A 16339-nucleotide genomic window follows, 5' to 3' on the forward strand; every position below is an offset into this window, starting at 1 on the left:
GCAACTGTGACAAATCTGGGCGACCTGGAGGTCTTCGCAACCGTTGCCGCCTCCGGCAGCATGTCGCTTGCCGCCAAGGAGCTTGGTTATTCGCCCGCTGTTATTTCCAAGCGCATCAAGCGGCTGGAAGAAAAGCTCGGCGCACGGCTGTTCCAGCGCACGACAAGGCAGATCTCACTGACCGAAGCGGGCCAGGGCTTTTACGAACGGGTACTTGCGGTGCTGGAAGGGCTGGAGGATGCCGAGGATTTCGTGTCTGGGCGCGCCAACACCGTCAACGGCACGCTGAAAATCTCAGCTCCCACCTCCTTCGGTCGCATGCATATTGCGCCGCATCTGAAGACGTTCATGGAGCGCCACCCGGACCTGTCGGTCAATCTGGTGCTCAGCGACGAATTCATCGATATCATCGAAGGCGGTTACGATCTGGCGATCCGCATCGCCGATCTCAATTCCTCCAGCCTCGTCGCCCGCCGGCTGGCGCCGGTCCGCCGCGTGCTATGCGCCTCGGCGGAATATGTCACTGCCCACGGCATGCCGGCTGCGATCGAGGACCTTAAGAAGCACCGCTGCCTGCCGGCCCACAACAACGATATCTGGCGACTGGAAGGACCTGGCGGGGCGCTCAGCATCCGCCCGGAAGGCATGCTGGTCACCAATTCCAGCGAAGTGATCCGCGAGGCGGTGATATCGGGACTGGGAATTGCGTTGCGCTCCACCTGGGATATCGGCCACGAATTGCGCGCCGGCCGGCTGGTGCAGGTTCTACCCAGCTATGAGGGATCGCGAAACGTGACGCTGTCGGCGGTCTATCCAAGCCGCCAGTTCCTGCCCGCGAAGGTGCGGCTGTTCATCGACTATCTCGCCGGACTTTACGGCCCCTCACCCTATTGGGAGCATGATTGACGCCGGTATTCAGTGCCCGCCCTCGACATGGGAGCGGCGAATGCGGCGCACCACCCACCAGACGCCGAGCACGGCAAAGGGAACGGAAAGACCGGTGACCACGGCGGGATCAACCGGCAGCACGTCGTGGCTGATCGCCTTGGTGAGATAACCGATCAATCCGACGACGTAATAGGAGATGGCGGCGACCGACAGGCCTTCCACCGTCTGCTGCAGGCGAAGCTGCATGGCGGCGCGCTTGTTCATGGTGTTCAGGAGCACCGTGTTCTGCCGTTCCAGTTCCACGTCGATCCAGCTTCTGACGAGTGCCGTGGCGCGATAGAGCTTGCGCGACAGGTTGGCCTGCCGCTCCTCGACCGACTGGCAGGTGCGCATGGCGGGCGCCAGACGCCTTTCCAGAAAGCTGCCCATGGTCTCGTGCCCCTGAACCGGCGTTTCCGCAAGCGCGCGAATACGTTCACGCACGATGCCGTCATAGGCGCGGCTGGCGCCAAAACGATAGAGGCTGAGCGCGGCATTGGCTTCCAGTTCCGCCGCAAGCCGGGTCATCTCCGCCAGCAGCGCATCGGCCTCGTCGCGTGCGCCGTTTTTCATGCGCTGGGTGATTCCCGTCAGGCCATCTTCGATGCGACGGATTTCCGGCGACAGCGTCTGCGCCATCGGCAGTCCGAGCATTGCAAGCGTGCGATAGGTCTCGATATCCAGCAGCCGCTGCACCAGCGCACCGCGGCTGTAATCGCTCAAGCCACGGTCGATCACCAATATCTGCGTTAACCCGTCGCGATCCTGACGAAAATCGGTGAGGATCGCCGCCTGCCCGTCGCGCACGTCGCTGTAACAGAGGCTCGTCGGCTCGAACATGGTCTCCGCGTTGGGGGCCGTTGCGCCATCTGGACGGATTTCCAGCCGTATGCCTGATATCAGGGAGCCGGGTGGTGAAAAACCGTCGCCGAACGGGTCGCCGACAATATCGCCGCCGAATTTTTCCGGCGCGGGGCCATCCCAGAACCATGTCGAGAATTCGGTATGCCGCTCCCAGCGCAGCGTACCCTGCCCCCAGGGCATGGCATGGTGGCGGGCATCCCGTTCCGGCGGCGCGACACCCCGGCTACGCGACATTTCCGCAATGACCGAGTGATGCACGGCAGAACCGCCATCCATCATGAAGGCAAGCTGGACGATGATGCGCGACGGCGCGAGAAGCACGGTCGGCCGCGCATGAACCTCGCCGAGAGCCAGCGATCTTTCCGGCGCGCTTGCGAAAGCAAATCTACCCTTGGCCATTGCGATATCGTCCCCGCCTGTTTCGCCGGTTATCTAGAACATCCATCGCGATGACGACACCGCAATCGAAGCATATGTAATTGTTTTGATGCACCTGACGGAGAAAACCGCCATCATCACCCTGTGCGGGTGCTTTAACAAAAGCCAGTTTAAAAAGGCAGGTGCCGTGTTGCCGCAGGCATGGCGCAGAGCTTATGGCAGAACTGGACAGAATATTTGACCAGTGCGATGCTTCGCTGATAATTTGCCTCATCGAATACGGGGCGGGACTTCGCCGGAGAATGTTGCGATGGACGAAACACTGTTCGCCCGAATAGAGCACAGCCGCACATCGCAGGAGGTGATCTTACGTTTCGAGGAGCTCATCCTCGACGGCATATTGCGGGATGGCGACCGGCTGCCCGGCGAGCGTGAACTGGCGCAGAAGCTCGATGTCTCGCGGCCAATCCTGCGGGAAGCGCTGAAGGAACTCGAAACGCGCGGCCTTCTCACCAGCCGGCACGGCGGTGGGACTTATGTGGCCGATATTGTCGGCCCGGTCTTTTCCGATCCCTTGAGCGCGCTGATCACACGCCACAGCCGCGCAACGCGGGATTTTCTGGAGTATCGCCGATATATCGAAGGCATGACCGCCGAACTTGCGGCACAGCGGGCGACTGAACCGGACAGGCGCAACCTTGCGGCTATCGTCGAAAAAATGCGGGAGGCGCATGAGGCTGGTCGCTTCGAAGAAGAACTTGCAAGCGATGTGGAATTTCACAACGCCATCGGCGAGGCGGCACATAATATCGTGCTGATGCACACATTGCGGTCCTGCTACCGGCTCCTGAGCGACGACATCTTCTATAACCGCCATCTCATATTCAGTGTCGCAGGTGCGCATGACGAGGTGCTGAGACAGCATATCGCCATCCACGAGGCCATTGCGGGCGGTAATGCGGCAGGGGCAAGGGCTGCGGCGGAAACCCATATCGATTTCATCGTGGACACCACATCCAAGGCGCATCAGGCAAGGGAATGGGACCGGATTTCACGCCTGCGACAACAGCAGCGCAACGCCTGAAAACAGCTTCAGACGAAATGCGGCATCGCTTTTCTTCAGATTTTATGGAACCTTTTGTCCTCTTTGGTCTTTTTCTGGGGTTAATTGGAAAAATTTACCAAGATGGGACCCATGACGACCACGAGCGAAACTGAACGCTATCCAAGGATAGCTCTCATATCGACGCATGGCTATGTCGCCGCGCACCCGCCACTCGGCGCAGCGGACACCGGGGGACAAGTGGTTTATGTGCTTGAGCTTGCACGCAAACTCGGCCAGCTCGGTTACACCGTTGATCTCTATACCCGCCGCTTCGAAGACCAGCCGGAATTCGACGAGGTTGACGAGCGCGTCCGTGTGGTGCGCATTCCCTGCGGCGGGCGCGATTTCATTCCCAAGGAATATCTGCACCGCCACCTGATGGAATGGTGCGAAAACGCGTTGCGCTTCATCAAGAAAAACAACCTCAACTACTCTTTCATCAACAGCCACTACTGGGATGCGGGCGTTGCCGGGCAGCGGCTTTCCGAGGCGCTGAAAGTCCCGCATCTGCACACGCCGCATTCGCTCGGCCTCTGGAAAAAACGCCAGATGGAAACCGATTACCCGGAAAAGGCCGATACCTTCGAACTTGAGTTCAATTTCAAGGAACGTATCCAGCACGAACTCATCATCTATCGCAGTTGCGACATGGTGATTGCGACGACGCCGGTGCAACTCGACGTCCTGATCGAAGATTACGGCCTGAAGCGCAAGCACATCCACATGATCCCGCCGGGTTATGACGACAACCGATTCTTCCCCGTCTCGGATGCGACGCGGCAAATGATCCGGCAGCGTTTCGGTTTCGAGGGCAAGGTGGTGCTGGCGCTTGGACGCCTTGCCACCAACAAGGGTTACGACCTTTTGATCGACGGCTTCTCGGTTCTTGCGGCGCGCGAACCGGAAGCCCGCCTTCATCTGGCTGTCGGCGGCGAGAATATGGACGAGCAGGAAACCACCATTCTCAATCAGCTGAAAGAGCGGGTCAAATCGCTCGGGCTGGAGGACAAGGTGGCGTTTTCCGGCTATGTCGAGGACGAGGATTTGCCTGATATCTACCGGGCAGCCGATCTTTTCGTTCTGTCGAGCCGTTACGAGCCATTCGGCATGACCGCAATCGAGGCGATGGCGAGCGGAACTCCGACCGTGGTAACCATCCACGGCGGGCTGTTCCGTGCCGTCAGCTACGGCCGCCACGCGCTATTTGCCGATCCTTTCGACAAGGAAGACCTTGGCATCACCATGATGAAGCCGTTCAAGCACGAGCGGCTGTATGGGCGGCTTTCCCGCATGGGGGCGCACAAGGCGCGCAGCCTTTTCACCTGGACGGGAATCGCGCAGCAATTGCTGGCGCTGGTGGAAGGCAGGCCGCTGATGCCTGTTCTGGAAGAATCCGATTGGGCAGAACCATGGAACGACGGCGATTGAAACCGCTTCGCCTGTTTTCCACCGATCTCGACGGAACCGTCGTCGGCGATAACGCCGCTACGCGCCGGTTCCGCGATTTCTGGCATTCGCTGCCGGACGATCTTCGCCCGGTTCTGGTCTTCAACAGCGGCAGGCTGGTCGATGACCAGCTCGCCCTCTTGGAAGACGTTCCCTTGCCGAGGCCCGACTACATTATCGGCGGGGTCGGCACCATGCTGCACGCAAGAGAGCGGGGCGAGCTTGAAAGCGCCTATACGCATTCGCTCGGTACGGGTTTCGACCGGCAAAAGATCGCCGATGTCATGGCCGGCCTGCCGGGTGTGACCATGCAGGCGGAACGCTATCAGCATGGCCTCAAATCCAGCTGGTTCCTGCATGGTGCGGATGAGAAGACGCTCAGTGATATCGAAGCCACGCTCGTCGCGGCGGATATCGATGCCCGGATCGTCTATTCCAGCAACCGCGACCTCGACATATTACCCAAGGCCGCAGACAAAGGTGCGGCATTGGCGTGGTTATGTGGACAACTGCACATTGGTCTCGACGAATCAGTGGTTGCGGGCGATACTTGCAATGATCGGGCGATGTTCGAGTTGAATGGTATTCGCGGTGTGATCGTTGGCAATGCCTTGCCGGAGCTTCTTTCGCTGGCGAACAATGACAGCCGTTTTTTCCTCTCGCGCGCGACCGAAGCTGACGGTGTGATCGAAGGTCTCCAGAATTGGGGATTGCACACTGGCCAACGCAGTTCCGGCAATAATTCATAGCGGTTTTGCGTTCTGAATAGCGTAAAACAGAAAAAATGCAGTATTCCCGCGATCGGTCGCTGACGGTTACGTACCGGGCAAAGCCTTCGTTCGCACCCCTGCCACATCCCCTGCTGCCTACGATCTTCAACGGCATGAAGACAATCGTGGGTTATGCGTGAGAGGGGATTGGCGGGACATAAAGGATATCTATATTAGCAGTTACGACTAACAGGCGAAGAAGGATCCACACGGATTGAAGATTTTGAATCGATTGGCGACAGATGTAGGCTTGATGTTGCGCAGACCGCCGCGACAGCAATACGCAGCGCTGTGCTATCGATCGTCCAAAAAACTTCGTGAGCCGGAAGTCCTGTTGCTGACAAGCAGGGATACGGGGCGCTGGGTCATTCCCAAAGGCTGGCCCATGGCCAACAAGAAGGCGCATGCAGTTGCCGAACAGGAAGCCTACGAGGAAGCCGGTGTCAAAGGCAGGGTGGATAAGGCCCCCTTCGGCTTTTATGAGTATGAGAAAAAGCTGAACAGCGGCATCAATGTGCTGTGTAAGGTTCAGGTACATCTGCTCGAAGTGGCGGAGCTGCAGGACAGCTTTCCCGAGAAGGATTCCAGACGGCTTGAATGGGTCACTCCCGAAGAGGCCGCCAAACGGGTCAACGAGCCGGAACTGAAAGCGCTCATGCTCACTTTCGACAAGCGGATGGCGCTTTCGAAATAGCGTCCACGCCCGAATAGTGGCAATCTGCAGTTTGTTTTTCCAACATGGCTTTTACTGTCTTTCATTTTGGAAAGATGTGCGAGATGTAACAGTCTTTCTGTAAATTGCCTTCAGCCCGCGACATTGCCGGACGAATGGGAATGCTGGCGAACGAGGTCTGAATGGCAATGAAGCCGCCACCGAACATGAAGCCGACGCTCGACAAGGATCTCGAGAAGATCACCCGTGTCGAAGAGGCGACGCTGCACGTCACGCAGCAGCTTGCCGGCCTTGGTGCGGGGGTGATGTTCGTTGTTCTGGCGGCGATATTTGCCGGCGCCTTCGTCACGGGCACGGCGGGCGCCGTCATCATCATCGCGGCCGTTGCCATCGGCGCCTATATGGCAATCAACATCGGCGCAAACGATGTGACAAACAATGTCGGCCCGGCGGTCGGCGCCAAGGCGATGCCGCTTGCAGCGGCACTCATCATCGCCGCCATCTGCGAGATCGCGGGTGCCTTGATCACCGGCGGCAACGTCGTCGAGACCATTTCCAGCGGCATCATCAACATCCAGACCATTCCCGACCGCACCGTGTTTTCCTGGGCTATGTTGTCGGCCCTTCTCGCCGCCGGTCTTCTCGTCAATATCTCGACCTGGACGAAAGCGCCGATTTCCACCACCCACACGGTGGTTGGCGGCGTTGCGGGGGCTGGAATGGCGGCCTATGGCATCCGGGCAGTCGACTGGCTATCGCTTGGCAGCATCGCCTTTGCCTGGGTTCTAGCGCCCTTTATAAGCGCGGCCATCGCCATCGCCCTCCTTGCCTTCATCAAGGAATTTATCATCTACCGGGAGGACAAGATCGACGCCGCGAAGCGTTGGGTTCCTGTTCTGATCGGCATCATGACCGGGGTCTTCACCGCTTATCTCATCTGGGTGGGGCTGAGGCAGATCGTGCATGTCTCGCTTGGCCATGCAAGCGGCATCGGGCTTTTGACCGGCCTCGTCGCCTGGCGGATGTGCGTGCCGATCATCCGCAAACAATCGGTGGGATTGGAAAACCGCAACCAGTCGCTTCGAACGCTGTTCCAGTGGCCGCTCGTTCTTGCGGCTGGCCTCATGTCCTTTGCGCATGGGGCAAATGACGTTTCGAACGCCATCGGCCCGGTGGTGGCAATCGTGCGGGCACTGCACGACGAGGCGGTGGAGACGTCCGCCCGAGCGCCGCTCTGGGTGATGCTGGTCGGCGCATTCGGGCTTTCCTGCGGTATTCTTCTCTATGGCCCGCGCCTCATCCGCCTTGTCGGTGAACAGATCACCAAGCTCAACCCGATGCGCGCTTTCTGCGTTTCCGTGGCTACGGCTCTGACGGTTCTCGTCGCATCACGCTTCGGCCTGCCGGTCAGCACCACCCATACGGCGATCGGCGCCGTGTTCGGCGTCGGCTTCTTCCGCGAATGGTACACGCAGGCGTCTCGACGGCGGCAGGAACTCGTCCAGGCCGGCACCAGCCAAATCCGCCGGGCCGATCGATATCTGGACAATCCTTCCGAGATACGCCGCCGTTATCTCGTCCGGCGATCCCACTTCATGACCATCATCGCCGCCTGGCTGGTGACCGTTCCCGCAAGTGCTACGCTTGCAGCACTGTTATATTGGCTTATGTCCTTCCTCTTTCTCTGACGCTGAAACCGAAAAGTCCCATGCGCGCAAATTTCCGGATGCAACGCCTGTTCGTCGAAACCCCGCTTGTCGCGGGCGCGGCGCAGGAAGCGACGACCGAACAGTTCAATTATCTCGCCAATGTGCTGCGCATGACCGATGGCGCGGAAATCCTGCTGTTCAACGGCCGCGACGGGGAATGGAAGGCGAGGCTCTCCTTTCCGAGCCGCAAGAAGATTACCCTCATCCCTCTGGAACAGACACGGCCCCAGCCGTCGGCATCAGATCTGCACTACCTCTTTGCGCCGCTGAAAGTCGGACGCATGGATTATCTGGTGCAGAAGGCGGTCGAGATGGGGGCCGGTCTTTTGCAGCCGGTGATGACCCAGCATGTGCAGGGCAAGATCCACAATACCGAAAAGCTGCGCGCCAATGCCATCGAGGCCGCCGAGCAATGCGGCATCCTGTCGTTGCCTGACGTGGCCGAGCCGGTGAAACTGAAAGACATGCTCGAGACCTGGCCCCAGGATCGACGGATCATCTATTGCGACGAGGGCGACGCGGGGCAAAATCCGCTGCCTGTCCTGCAATCCATCAAGGAACGCAAAATCGCTCTTCTGGTCGGCCCGGAAGGCGGGTTTTCCGAAGAGGAAAGAGAGTTGCTGCGCAGCCTTGCCTTCGTCACCCCCATCCCGCTCGGGCCGCGTATCCTCAGGGCCGATACGGCTGCGGTCGCAGCCCTTGCGGTCATTCAGGCATCGATCGGCGACTGGAATTGACCTATCTGGAACATGTCTTTATCGCAAAACCGCTGCACAGTTTTACGCGACATGCGCTGAACCATTGCGCTTCATGCATCTTTAAAAGAAATTCATTTGCCTCCGGATACGATCCGGCTCTATCTGCCACACATATGCCTCGCCGCAACAGAGACGTCATAACAAGGTAAGCCATGGCACGCGATACGACCGACCAGACACCCCTCTCCTCCGTCACGGAGCTTACAGATTATCTGGCCGGCGGTTGCAGAGCTGAAGCCGACTTCCGCATTGGCACCGAGCACGAGAAATTCGCCTTTTTCCGCGAGGGCAACCGGCCGGTTCCCTATTTCGGCGAGGCCAGCATTTCCGCTCTGCTGAAGGGCATGCAGGAAAAGCTCGGCTGGGAGCCGATCATGGATGGTGAAAACATCATCGGACTTGGCGAACAGCACGGCATGGGCGCCATATCGATCGAGCCGGGCGGCCAGTTCGAACTGTCAGGTGCCCCGCTCGAGAACCTGCATCAGACCTGCAAGGAATCCAACCAGCATCTGGCGACCCTGCGCGAAGTGGCGGAGCCGATGGGTATCCGTTTTCTCGGCATTGGCGGCAGCCCGCTGTGGAGCTATGACGAAACACCGCGCATGCCGAAATCGCGCTACGCGATCATGACGCGCTACATGCCGAAGGTCGGGACCAAGGGTCTCGACATGATGTACCGTACCTGCACCATTCAGGTTAACCTCGACTTCTCTTCCGAAGCGGATATGCGCCAGAAGATGCGCGTTTCCATGAAGCTCCAGTCGCTGGCCACCGCACTGTTTGCATCCTCGCCCTTTACCGAAGGCAAGCCGAACGGCCTGCTTTCCTGGCGTGGCGATATCTGGCGCGATACCGACAATCGCCGCTCCGGCGTGCTGCCCTTCACCTTCAATGACGATTTCGGCTTCAAGGATTATGTCGAATGGGCGCTGGATGTGCCGATGTATTTCATCGTGCGCGACGGCAAGTATCACGATTGCACCCATGTCACCTTCCGCCAGTTCATGAACGGGGCTCTGAAGGGTGAAATCGCCGAATGGGAACCGACCATGGGTGACTGGACGAACCATCTCTCCACGCTGTTCCCCGATGTGCGCCTGAAGCGCTTTCTGGAAATGCGTGGTGCCGATGGCGGCCCATGGAGACGCATCTGTGCCCTGCCCGCTTTCTGGGTCGGCCTTCTCTATAATCAGGAAGCGCTTGACGCAGCCGATGCGCTGACAGCCGACTGGAGTTTCGATGAGGTCATCGCCCTTCGTAATACCGTGCCGGCCAAGGGGCTGGCCGCGGAGATCGCCGGCAAGCCGCTTCTCGGTTTCGCCCGCGAGGTGCTCGACATTTCCCGCACCGGCCTCAAGAACCGCAACCGGCTGAACGGCGAAGGCCAGGACGAAACCGTGTTCCTGTCCTCGCTGGACGAGGTCCTTGCCAAGAAGACCACGCTCGCCGAAGACCTGCTTGCGCTCTATAACGGACGCTGGGGTGGATCGGTGCTGCCAGTATTCGATGAATATCAGTATTAAAGCATTTCGCTGAAACTGCGCAGCGGCTTTATGTCTGGACAATGCGCAAGACAGGCAAGGCGTTGCCATAAAAAAACCCGGTGCGGCCGAGGGGCCTGACACCGGGCAAAGGCAGGGTTATTGGCAAATCACCCTGCGGGGAAAACCTTATCGGTTCGCAAGCAATCCCGGCGTCTGGAGGTACGCCGGAATTGCACGAACACAAGCCTAGAGCGTCTTGAACCGCGTGACTGAGCGCGTGCGTGCGGCGCGGGTCAGATGGGCGGTCGGATCTTCGAGCAAGCCGGTATTGAGCGCGTTGGTCACATCCGAGCGCGCCAGCCCGATATCGGCGAGCAGGCGATCGTCAAGCTCCGTGAGACCATTTGCGACGATACGATTGTAGATGCGCTGCACAAACGTTTTCACGGTGGAAGCAACACCGAAAGCGATGCGACGCAGGGTGTCGCTCTGCTGGCCGGTTGCGAATTCCAGTTCCATTTTCCGTTCTGCCGTGCGCATAACAATGATCCTTCCGTAACGGCACGATGCGGCACCGCTCCCGACGCACCGTGCGCGGGAAGCTGCCTTGGGTTGGGGGCCTGACGATGTGCCCGCCCCGGGGTTGAGATTGATTTGCTGGGTGTCAAAATGTCGCAAGACTATTGATCAGTCCAACGAATGTTTCTAATGTGAGGCATCAATCATTCTGATGGATGAGTATCAATGTCCGCACCTCTCGACATAGACCAGCTGCACACCTTCATCGCCATTGTCGATACCGGCAGCTTTACCAAGGCCGCTGAGCGCGTTTTCAAGACGCAATCCGCCGTATCCATGCAGATGCGGCGACTTGAGGAGCGGATCGGCAAACAGCTCTTTGCAAAGGACGGGCGCGGCAACCGCCTGACGGCCGAGGGCGAGAAACTGATGAATTATGCCCGCCGCATCATTCGCCTTAACAACGAGGCGATTGCGGCCTTCGATGACAACAGGCTCGAGGGCACGTTGCGCATCGGCACCCCGGACGACTATGCCGACCGCTACATGCCAGAGATCATCGGGCGTTTCGCCAAGACCCATCCGAATGTCGAGCTTTACATCGTCTGCGAACCTTCGGTGAGCCTTGCCGAAAAAATGGCGCGCGGCGAGCTGGATATAGCACTCGTCACCCACAATCCCCGCGCCCGCTCATCCGATGTCGTGCGCACCGAGCCACTCTGCTGGGTCACCTCCGCGAACCATCCGCTGAAGGATGATGCGCCAGTGCCGCTGGCTGTCGGCCGGCGCGACTGTCACTGGCGCCAACTTGCCTGCTCGGCGCTCGATGCCGACGGGCGGGATTATCAGGTGCTGTTCACCAGCTGGTCTTCCACCGTGGTTGCCGCCGCCGTGCTGGCAGGCATGGCGGTTTCCGTGCTGCCGGAATCGGCGCTGCGTACCGGCATGAAGGTTTTGACCGCCTCGGACGGTTTCCCACCGCTGCCGCCGGTCCAGATCGGCCTGATGAAACGGCCCGGCCTGTCGCCCTCGCTGGTGAACGCCATTACAGACCACATCACCGCCTGCCTCGACAACATCTCTCCGATGAACGTCGCCGATGAGCTGGATAACGATGTGAAGACCTACCCGAAGATGCCGCGCCTACGCGCCGGGCACATGCTGCCGGGCTGGTGAATGGGTCCGCAAATGCGGTCGTGTGAGACGCCTTAACCGGGTAAGCTTGGCCTTTCCATCGTCCGTCTTCGCTTTCCAGCCTACCGCGCACGCAGCGATGCGACAGCCAGCAGCGTGTCGCCGCTGATGCCCACCGAGCCGCTGCCGTTGAACAGCATCATGATCGGGTTGGTGGTGTTCTGCTTGTCGTCGTACATGATGGTAAAACGGGCGATCAGCTTCTTGACCTTATCGGGGTCCTGGAAGTCCTCGATGTCGAAATATTTCTTCATCATCGCCACCTGCGTATCGACCCCGGCATTGCCGAGTTCATCGGGAATGCCAAAGGTGGTCGTGATGAAGTTCTGGATCGCGGTGTCGGCAAGAATGGAGTAATAGGACGTTGTTCCCGCCGCCATTCGCTTGAAATAGAGCGCCAGACGCACGCCCGCATTTTCTTCACCTGCCTGCGTCTCCAGCGTCTGCGTCAGATAATTGTCCAGCGTCTCGTAGAGGCCGCGACGAGTCTGGATGGAGCTTCGATCCTCGCGCAGGATATTACCGTCCGTATCGAAATTGAACGCGGTGACGAGACGGCGAAAAGCCGGGTCCATCTCCTTGTTGAGATAGCTGTCCTTGTCATCCAGATTGGACGTGAACATTTTTTGCAGCTGGTCCTTGGTGACCTTCGTCGGGTCGATGCCAAGCGATTCCATCGCGAATTTCGTCAGGCGATCATTCCCCAGAAAATCGCTGAGCGTCTTGACCTTCTGTAGCTCCGAACGGAAAAATTCCGCCTCCTTCTTGGCGGCTTCCTTTTCCTGGTCTGTTCCGAAGGCTGATTTCTTCTTGATGTAGTCGACCGACATGCTCTGAATTTCAAGTTCGGACTGCGCAAGAACCGGAGAGCCTGGCGATCCGTCAGACTTGAAGTTGAAGAGTTCCGCGAGTTTGACGTAACGGTCGTCTTTCAGCGCATAAACGTAGCTCTTCTTGTCCAGCAGGTCGCTGGTCAGGGCTCTACGAACGTCCGCAATATTCACCTTCGTCGGATCGAGGCCGACCGCCTTGAGCGCATAGGTGTAAACCGCGCTGCTTTCCAGGAAGTCCGCAACGGATTTGACGTTGGCAATATCGCTCTTGAACAGCTTCAAAGCGTTTTCGTCAGCGGCTTCGTCCTTGTCGTTATAATGGTTCATGTACCCGTTGGTCGTGGTAACGGTCTGGGTCGTCGTCTGTGGTGCCGTGCCGTCCGGCAGCGTTCCATCCGCCTTGAAATTGAACGCTTCGCGCAATGCGATGTAACGTTTGTCGCCATTGCCGAACTTGGCGATATAGTTGTTGGGATCGCTGAGATCGCTGGTCAAAATGTTCTCGATCGTCGCATTGACTATGGTCAAGTCATTCAGGTCGAATGCGACCTTGATGTAATTCACCAGACGCGGGTCTGCCATTAACTCATCGACGGTCTTGATCGAACCGATCTTCGATTCGAAATAATCCCTGTTCAAGGTGGCAACGGTCGGGGTCACACGCGGGGCACTGCCGACATAGGCCTGGGTCAGGATCTTGACGTTGTCGGCGGTCTGCGCCTGGCCGGCCGCAACGGTACCGTCATTGGCAAATTCGAAAGCCTGGGCCATCTGCGCCATCGTATTATATTGCGAGACGGTATTGGAGAGCTGGGTCTGCTCCGCCGTGATGGAGGCAAGGGTCGCCGCCCACTGGTCCTTCGGCGGCAGCACGGCTTCAAGCTGGGTGAGCTGATCCTGCCGGGTGGTTTTCTCTGTTTCAAGGGCGGTTCGCTGTTCGGCGGTCAGCGTGGTATCAGCCAGCGCGGTATCGATGGCCGTTATCCGATCCGTCACATCCCCATGCAACTCGATATTGCCCTTGGTCGTAAGCTTTTCCACGGCAGCGGAATAGGCCGCGCCGAACTTCTGGTTCAGATAGCTGTTCGGGTCATCGATATCGCTCGTCATCAATCCCTTGATGTGGGAATAGCTGTAGGTCTTCTCATCAATGCTGAAGACCTCGAAGATGTAGGCGCGGGTTCTATCGTTCTGAAGCAGCTGGTCCACGTTCGTGACCGTTCCGATGATCGCCTTATAATAACGGGTTTCTTCGGACAGGCTGTCATCGAGGTTGGTGATCGAGGTGTCGTAAAGCCCGATCATCTTGTCGAGCTGCGCCTCCGTCTGCACCGTGGTGGTGGACTGCGTGAAGTTGAAGGATGCGGCAAATTCGCGATAACGTTCATCGGTCAGCTTGTTGGCAAAGCTGTTCTGGTCGTTCAGGTCGCTTTCCAGCACCTTCTTCATGAAGGCCTTGGCATAGGTCATCTCGCCGAGACCGAAGGCATCCATGGCATAGGAATAGAGCTGGTAGTTATTGAGGAACTCGTCGACGCTTTTTACATTGCCGATGTTTTCCTTGTAATATTTCGTCTGCCGCTCGACGATCCCCTGCTGCGACACGCGTGAAATGCTTGCCTTCATATCGCGGTTGATGAGGTCGTAGGTCAGAAAAGTCGATACCATGCGAATGCCCCCTGGAGCACCGCGCATCACGCTGGATACGGCCGGCTCCGGTTTTGAATTCGCCCACCACACCTCCATCCGGACGCACGGCAGGCCTTGGCGCGACTGTGCATGACGCGCCTTGCCCGGAGCTTGAAAGAGCACAGTTTCGGGACTTAGAAAAATCGCATTGTCTCAATCGGCTTTACCTCAGCGAAACCATGCCACGGTGGGTTTTGCTAACCATTTGGGAATGCAAAGTTTTCTTAACCGCGATTTTTAAGCAGTCTCGAACATGCGGCGGATATTCTCCTGACATCAGAGGACGAAAAGTCCCGATGAGAAGACCGGAAACCGGCTCTCAGGTAAAACAAGGGTAGAATAAACATGACCAAGACCGTTCTGAAGCCCGACTGGGCCGTCGCCACACTCAGACTTGACCCGGCACGTTTTCCGCAACAGGTCACCTATGGCAGGGGCAATGGCGCAACCGATGTTGCCGTCACGCTCGATGAACGGGGTGCCGTTCTGCGAAAGGTCCTGTCCTCTTCCGGCCTGCCTTTGTCCTTCGCCCTGCCAGCCCGCGCTTTCAAGGGCGTTGCCGCCCGCGCCATCGACCATGGTGATGGACAGGTGACGGTGACGCTGGAGCTTCACCACGACGATCCGGAACTTTGCGTTCCGCTTCTCGTCGCCCATGATCTTTGCGACATCGCCGCCGACTGGCGCAGCTGGTCCGAGGCCTATCGTATTCCGATGCTGATGGTGGAGGCCGATGGCGTCGCCCGTCCGCTGGAAGAACATCTCGGCAAGGTGCGCACCAAGAACAGCCGCCCCCGTCGCCGGCACTCCTATTTCGCGGATCGTCGCCCGCGCTTCCTCGTGCGCCGCTCCACCGGTTCTCTCGGCATGAGCATGAAGATCGAGGGCAAGGAAATCATCGCTCGCAGCTGATAATCTTCAGACAAAACAATAAAAAGCCCGGCGCGGATATCGCGGCCGGGCTTTTTTGCATCTTGCCTTTCAACAACCTCACGCCAACAGAAGCGGCAGAATGAGGCCGGCGAAAATCAGCACGCCGACGCGGTTGTTGGATTTAAACAGCACAAGGCATTGCGCCACGTCGTCGATATCGAGCACCCAGACCTGCCGGAAAAGCATGATGGCGGCGGCGGCAAGGCCGCTATAGGCGATCAGGTTAACGCCCGCTCCCCAGAAGGACAGGGCGATCATGACAAGGGCTGTGCCATAAAGAAAAACCAGCCAGCGATGTGTGTTGTCTCCAAACAGCAGGGCAGTTGAACCGATGCCCACAGCCGTGTCGTCTTCCTTGTCCTGATGGGCGTAGATTGTATCATAACCGATCGTCCAGGCGATGGAGCCGACATAAAGCAGGACAGCTGGCCAGGCGATGGACCCGAACTGCCCGGCCCAGCCCATCAGCGCACCCCAGGAAAAGGCAAGGCCGAGAAAAAATTGCGGCCAGTTGGTGAAGCGCTTGGCGAAGGGATAGATTGCCACGAAGACCAGCGAGAATATGCCGGTGGCAATCGCAAATCCGTTGAACTGCAACAGCACCACGAGTCCGGCGAGCGCCTGCAACACGATGAAGACCTTCGCCTGCGCCCTGCTCACGCGACCAGATGGCAGCGGCCGCGAGCGCGTGCGCGCAACGGCCATGTCGATCTTGTGGTCCGCAAGATCGTTATAGGTGCAGCCTGCACCGCGCATCGCCACCGATCCGATGAAAAACAGCGCCAAATGCCAGATCAGCGTGCCCCAGGAAAAACCGCCGCTTGCTACCGCGGCATTGGCCGCGAGTGCTGCGGACCAGAAACACGGCCACATCAGCAATTGCCAGCCGATGGGGCGGTCCCATCTTGCCAGCTGCGCATAGGGCCAGAGGGGTCTCGGCAAAATCCGATAGACCCAGTTGTTGGATGGTGCGTCGGAGACGCGGTCTGACAAATCGCTGTGGTGAACCATGGCGATGGTTCTACAGCATCGGCAGGCGAATCGGAATCGATTT

14 protein-coding genes are annotated in these 16339 nt (G+C 58.5%); 10 read left to right on the top strand and 4 right to left on the bottom strand.

Features of this window, described 5'->3' with window-relative positions; translation table 11 throughout:
• Window positions 1–6: 6 nt before the first annotated feature.
• On the top strand, window positions 7–906 hold the full coding sequence (locus tag J5276_RS11465; protein ID WP_112154738.1) for a LysR family transcriptional regulator: 900 nt from the start codon (window positions 7–9) through the stop codon (window positions 904–906).
• Window positions 907–915: 9 nt separating this feature from the next.
• Here J5276_RS11465 and J5276_RS11470 read toward each other — a convergent pair whose 3' ends face one another.
• A complete protein-coding gene (locus J5276_RS11470) occupies window positions 916–2190 on the bottom strand; it encodes a DUF3422 family protein (protein ID WP_019564253.1) in 1275 nt (424 codons plus the stop codon).
• Window positions 2191–2479: 289 nt separating this feature from the next.
• On the opposite strand from J5276_RS11470, the gene J5276_RS11475 reads away from it, so the two are divergent.
• The 7 genes from J5276_RS11475 to J5276_RS11505 all read left to right on the top strand — a co-directional run bounded on the left by J5276_RS11475 (window position 2480) and on the right by J5276_RS11505 (window position 10156).
• Window positions 2480–3253, top strand: a complete 774-nt coding sequence (locus tag J5276_RS11475) for a FadR/GntR family transcriptional regulator (protein WP_004432249.1) — start codon at window positions 2480–2482, stop codon at window positions 3251–3253.
• Between the two features lie 102 nt (window positions 3254–3355).
• Window positions 3356–4702 carry a glycosyltransferase family 1 protein gene (locus J5276_RS11480; protein ID WP_004432251.1) on the top strand — a complete coding sequence of 449 codons (1347 nt, stop codon included), beginning with the start codon at window positions 3356–3358 and terminating at the stop codon, window positions 4700–4702.
• Window positions 4699–5469, top strand: a complete 771-nt coding sequence (locus J5276_RS11485; protein WP_112154740.1) for an HAD-IIB family hydrolase — start codon at window positions 4699–4701, stop codon at window positions 5467–5469. The genes J5276_RS11480 and J5276_RS11485 overlap by 4 nt, the downstream gene beginning before the upstream one ends.
• A gap of 274 nt (window positions 5470–5743) precedes the next feature.
• On the top strand, window positions 5744–6184 hold the full coding sequence (locus J5276_RS11490) for an NUDIX hydrolase (RefSeq protein ID WP_162632874.1): 441 nt from the start codon (window positions 5744–5746) through the stop codon (window positions 6182–6184).
• A 161-nt stretch (window positions 6185–6345) separates the two neighbouring features.
• Window positions 6346–7851 carry an inorganic phosphate transporter gene (locus J5276_RS11495; RefSeq protein WP_112154741.1) on the top strand — a complete coding sequence of 502 codons (1506 nt, stop codon included), beginning with the start codon at window positions 6346–6348 and terminating at the stop codon, window positions 7849–7851.
• A 20-nt stretch (window positions 7852–7871) separates the two neighbouring features.
• Window positions 7872–8609 carry a 16S rRNA (uracil(1498)-N(3))-methyltransferase gene (locus J5276_RS11500; RefSeq protein WP_162632875.1) on the top strand — a complete coding sequence of 246 codons (738 nt, stop codon included), beginning with the start codon at window positions 7872–7874 and terminating at the stop codon, window positions 8607–8609.
• Between the two features lie 173 nt (window positions 8610–8782).
• Window positions 8783–10156, top strand: coding sequence for a glutamate--cysteine ligase (locus tag J5276_RS11505; RefSeq protein ID WP_013635532.1), 1374 nt, complete (start codon window positions 8783–8785; stop codon window positions 10154–10156).
• 207 nt (window positions 10157–10363) lie between these two features.
• Here the strand turns inward: J5276_RS11505 and J5276_RS11510 are convergent, their stop codons facing one another.
• Complete coding sequence (locus J5276_RS11510; protein WP_003515205.1) at window positions 10364–10657, bottom strand: DUF1127 domain-containing protein; 294 nt, start codon at window positions 10655–10657, stop codon at window positions 10364–10366.
• A 204-nt stretch (window positions 10658–10861) separates the two neighbouring features.
• Between J5276_RS11510 and J5276_RS11515 the strand changes: the two genes are divergently transcribed.
• Window positions 10862–11812: a LysR substrate-binding domain-containing protein gene (locus J5276_RS11515; RefSeq protein ID WP_003515204.1), complete on the top strand. Its 951-nt coding sequence runs from the start codon at window positions 10862–10864 to the stop codon at window positions 11810–11812.
• 80 nt (window positions 11813–11892) lie between these two features.
• Here the strand turns inward: J5276_RS11515 and J5276_RS11520 are convergent, their stop codons facing one another.
• Window positions 11893–14331: a DUF1217 domain-containing protein gene (locus J5276_RS11520; RefSeq protein ID WP_112178722.1), complete on the bottom strand. Its 2439-nt coding sequence runs from the start codon at window positions 14329–14331 to the stop codon at window positions 11893–11895.
• A gap of 366 nt (window positions 14332–14697) precedes the next feature.
• On the opposite strand from J5276_RS11520, the gene J5276_RS11525 reads away from it, so the two are divergent.
• A complete protein-coding gene (locus tag J5276_RS11525; RefSeq protein ID WP_003515202.1) occupies window positions 14698–15264 on the top strand; it encodes a DUF6101 family protein in 567 nt (188 codons plus the stop codon).
• A 78-nt stretch (window positions 15265–15342) separates the two neighbouring features.
• On the opposite strand, the gene ubiA is transcribed toward J5276_RS11525, so the two are convergent.
• On the bottom strand, window positions 15343–16296 hold the full coding sequence (gene ubiA / locus J5276_RS11530) for a 4-hydroxybenzoate octaprenyltransferase (RefSeq protein ID WP_003515201.1): 954 nt from the start codon (window positions 16294–16296) through the stop codon (window positions 15343–15345).
• Window positions 16297–16339 lie beyond the last annotated feature (43 nt).

The organism is Agrobacterium sp. S7/73 (assembly GCF_019355535.1).
GTDB classification, from domain to species: Bacteria; Pseudomonadota; Alphaproteobacteria; order Rhizobiales; family Rhizobiaceae; genus Agrobacterium; species Agrobacterium tumefaciens.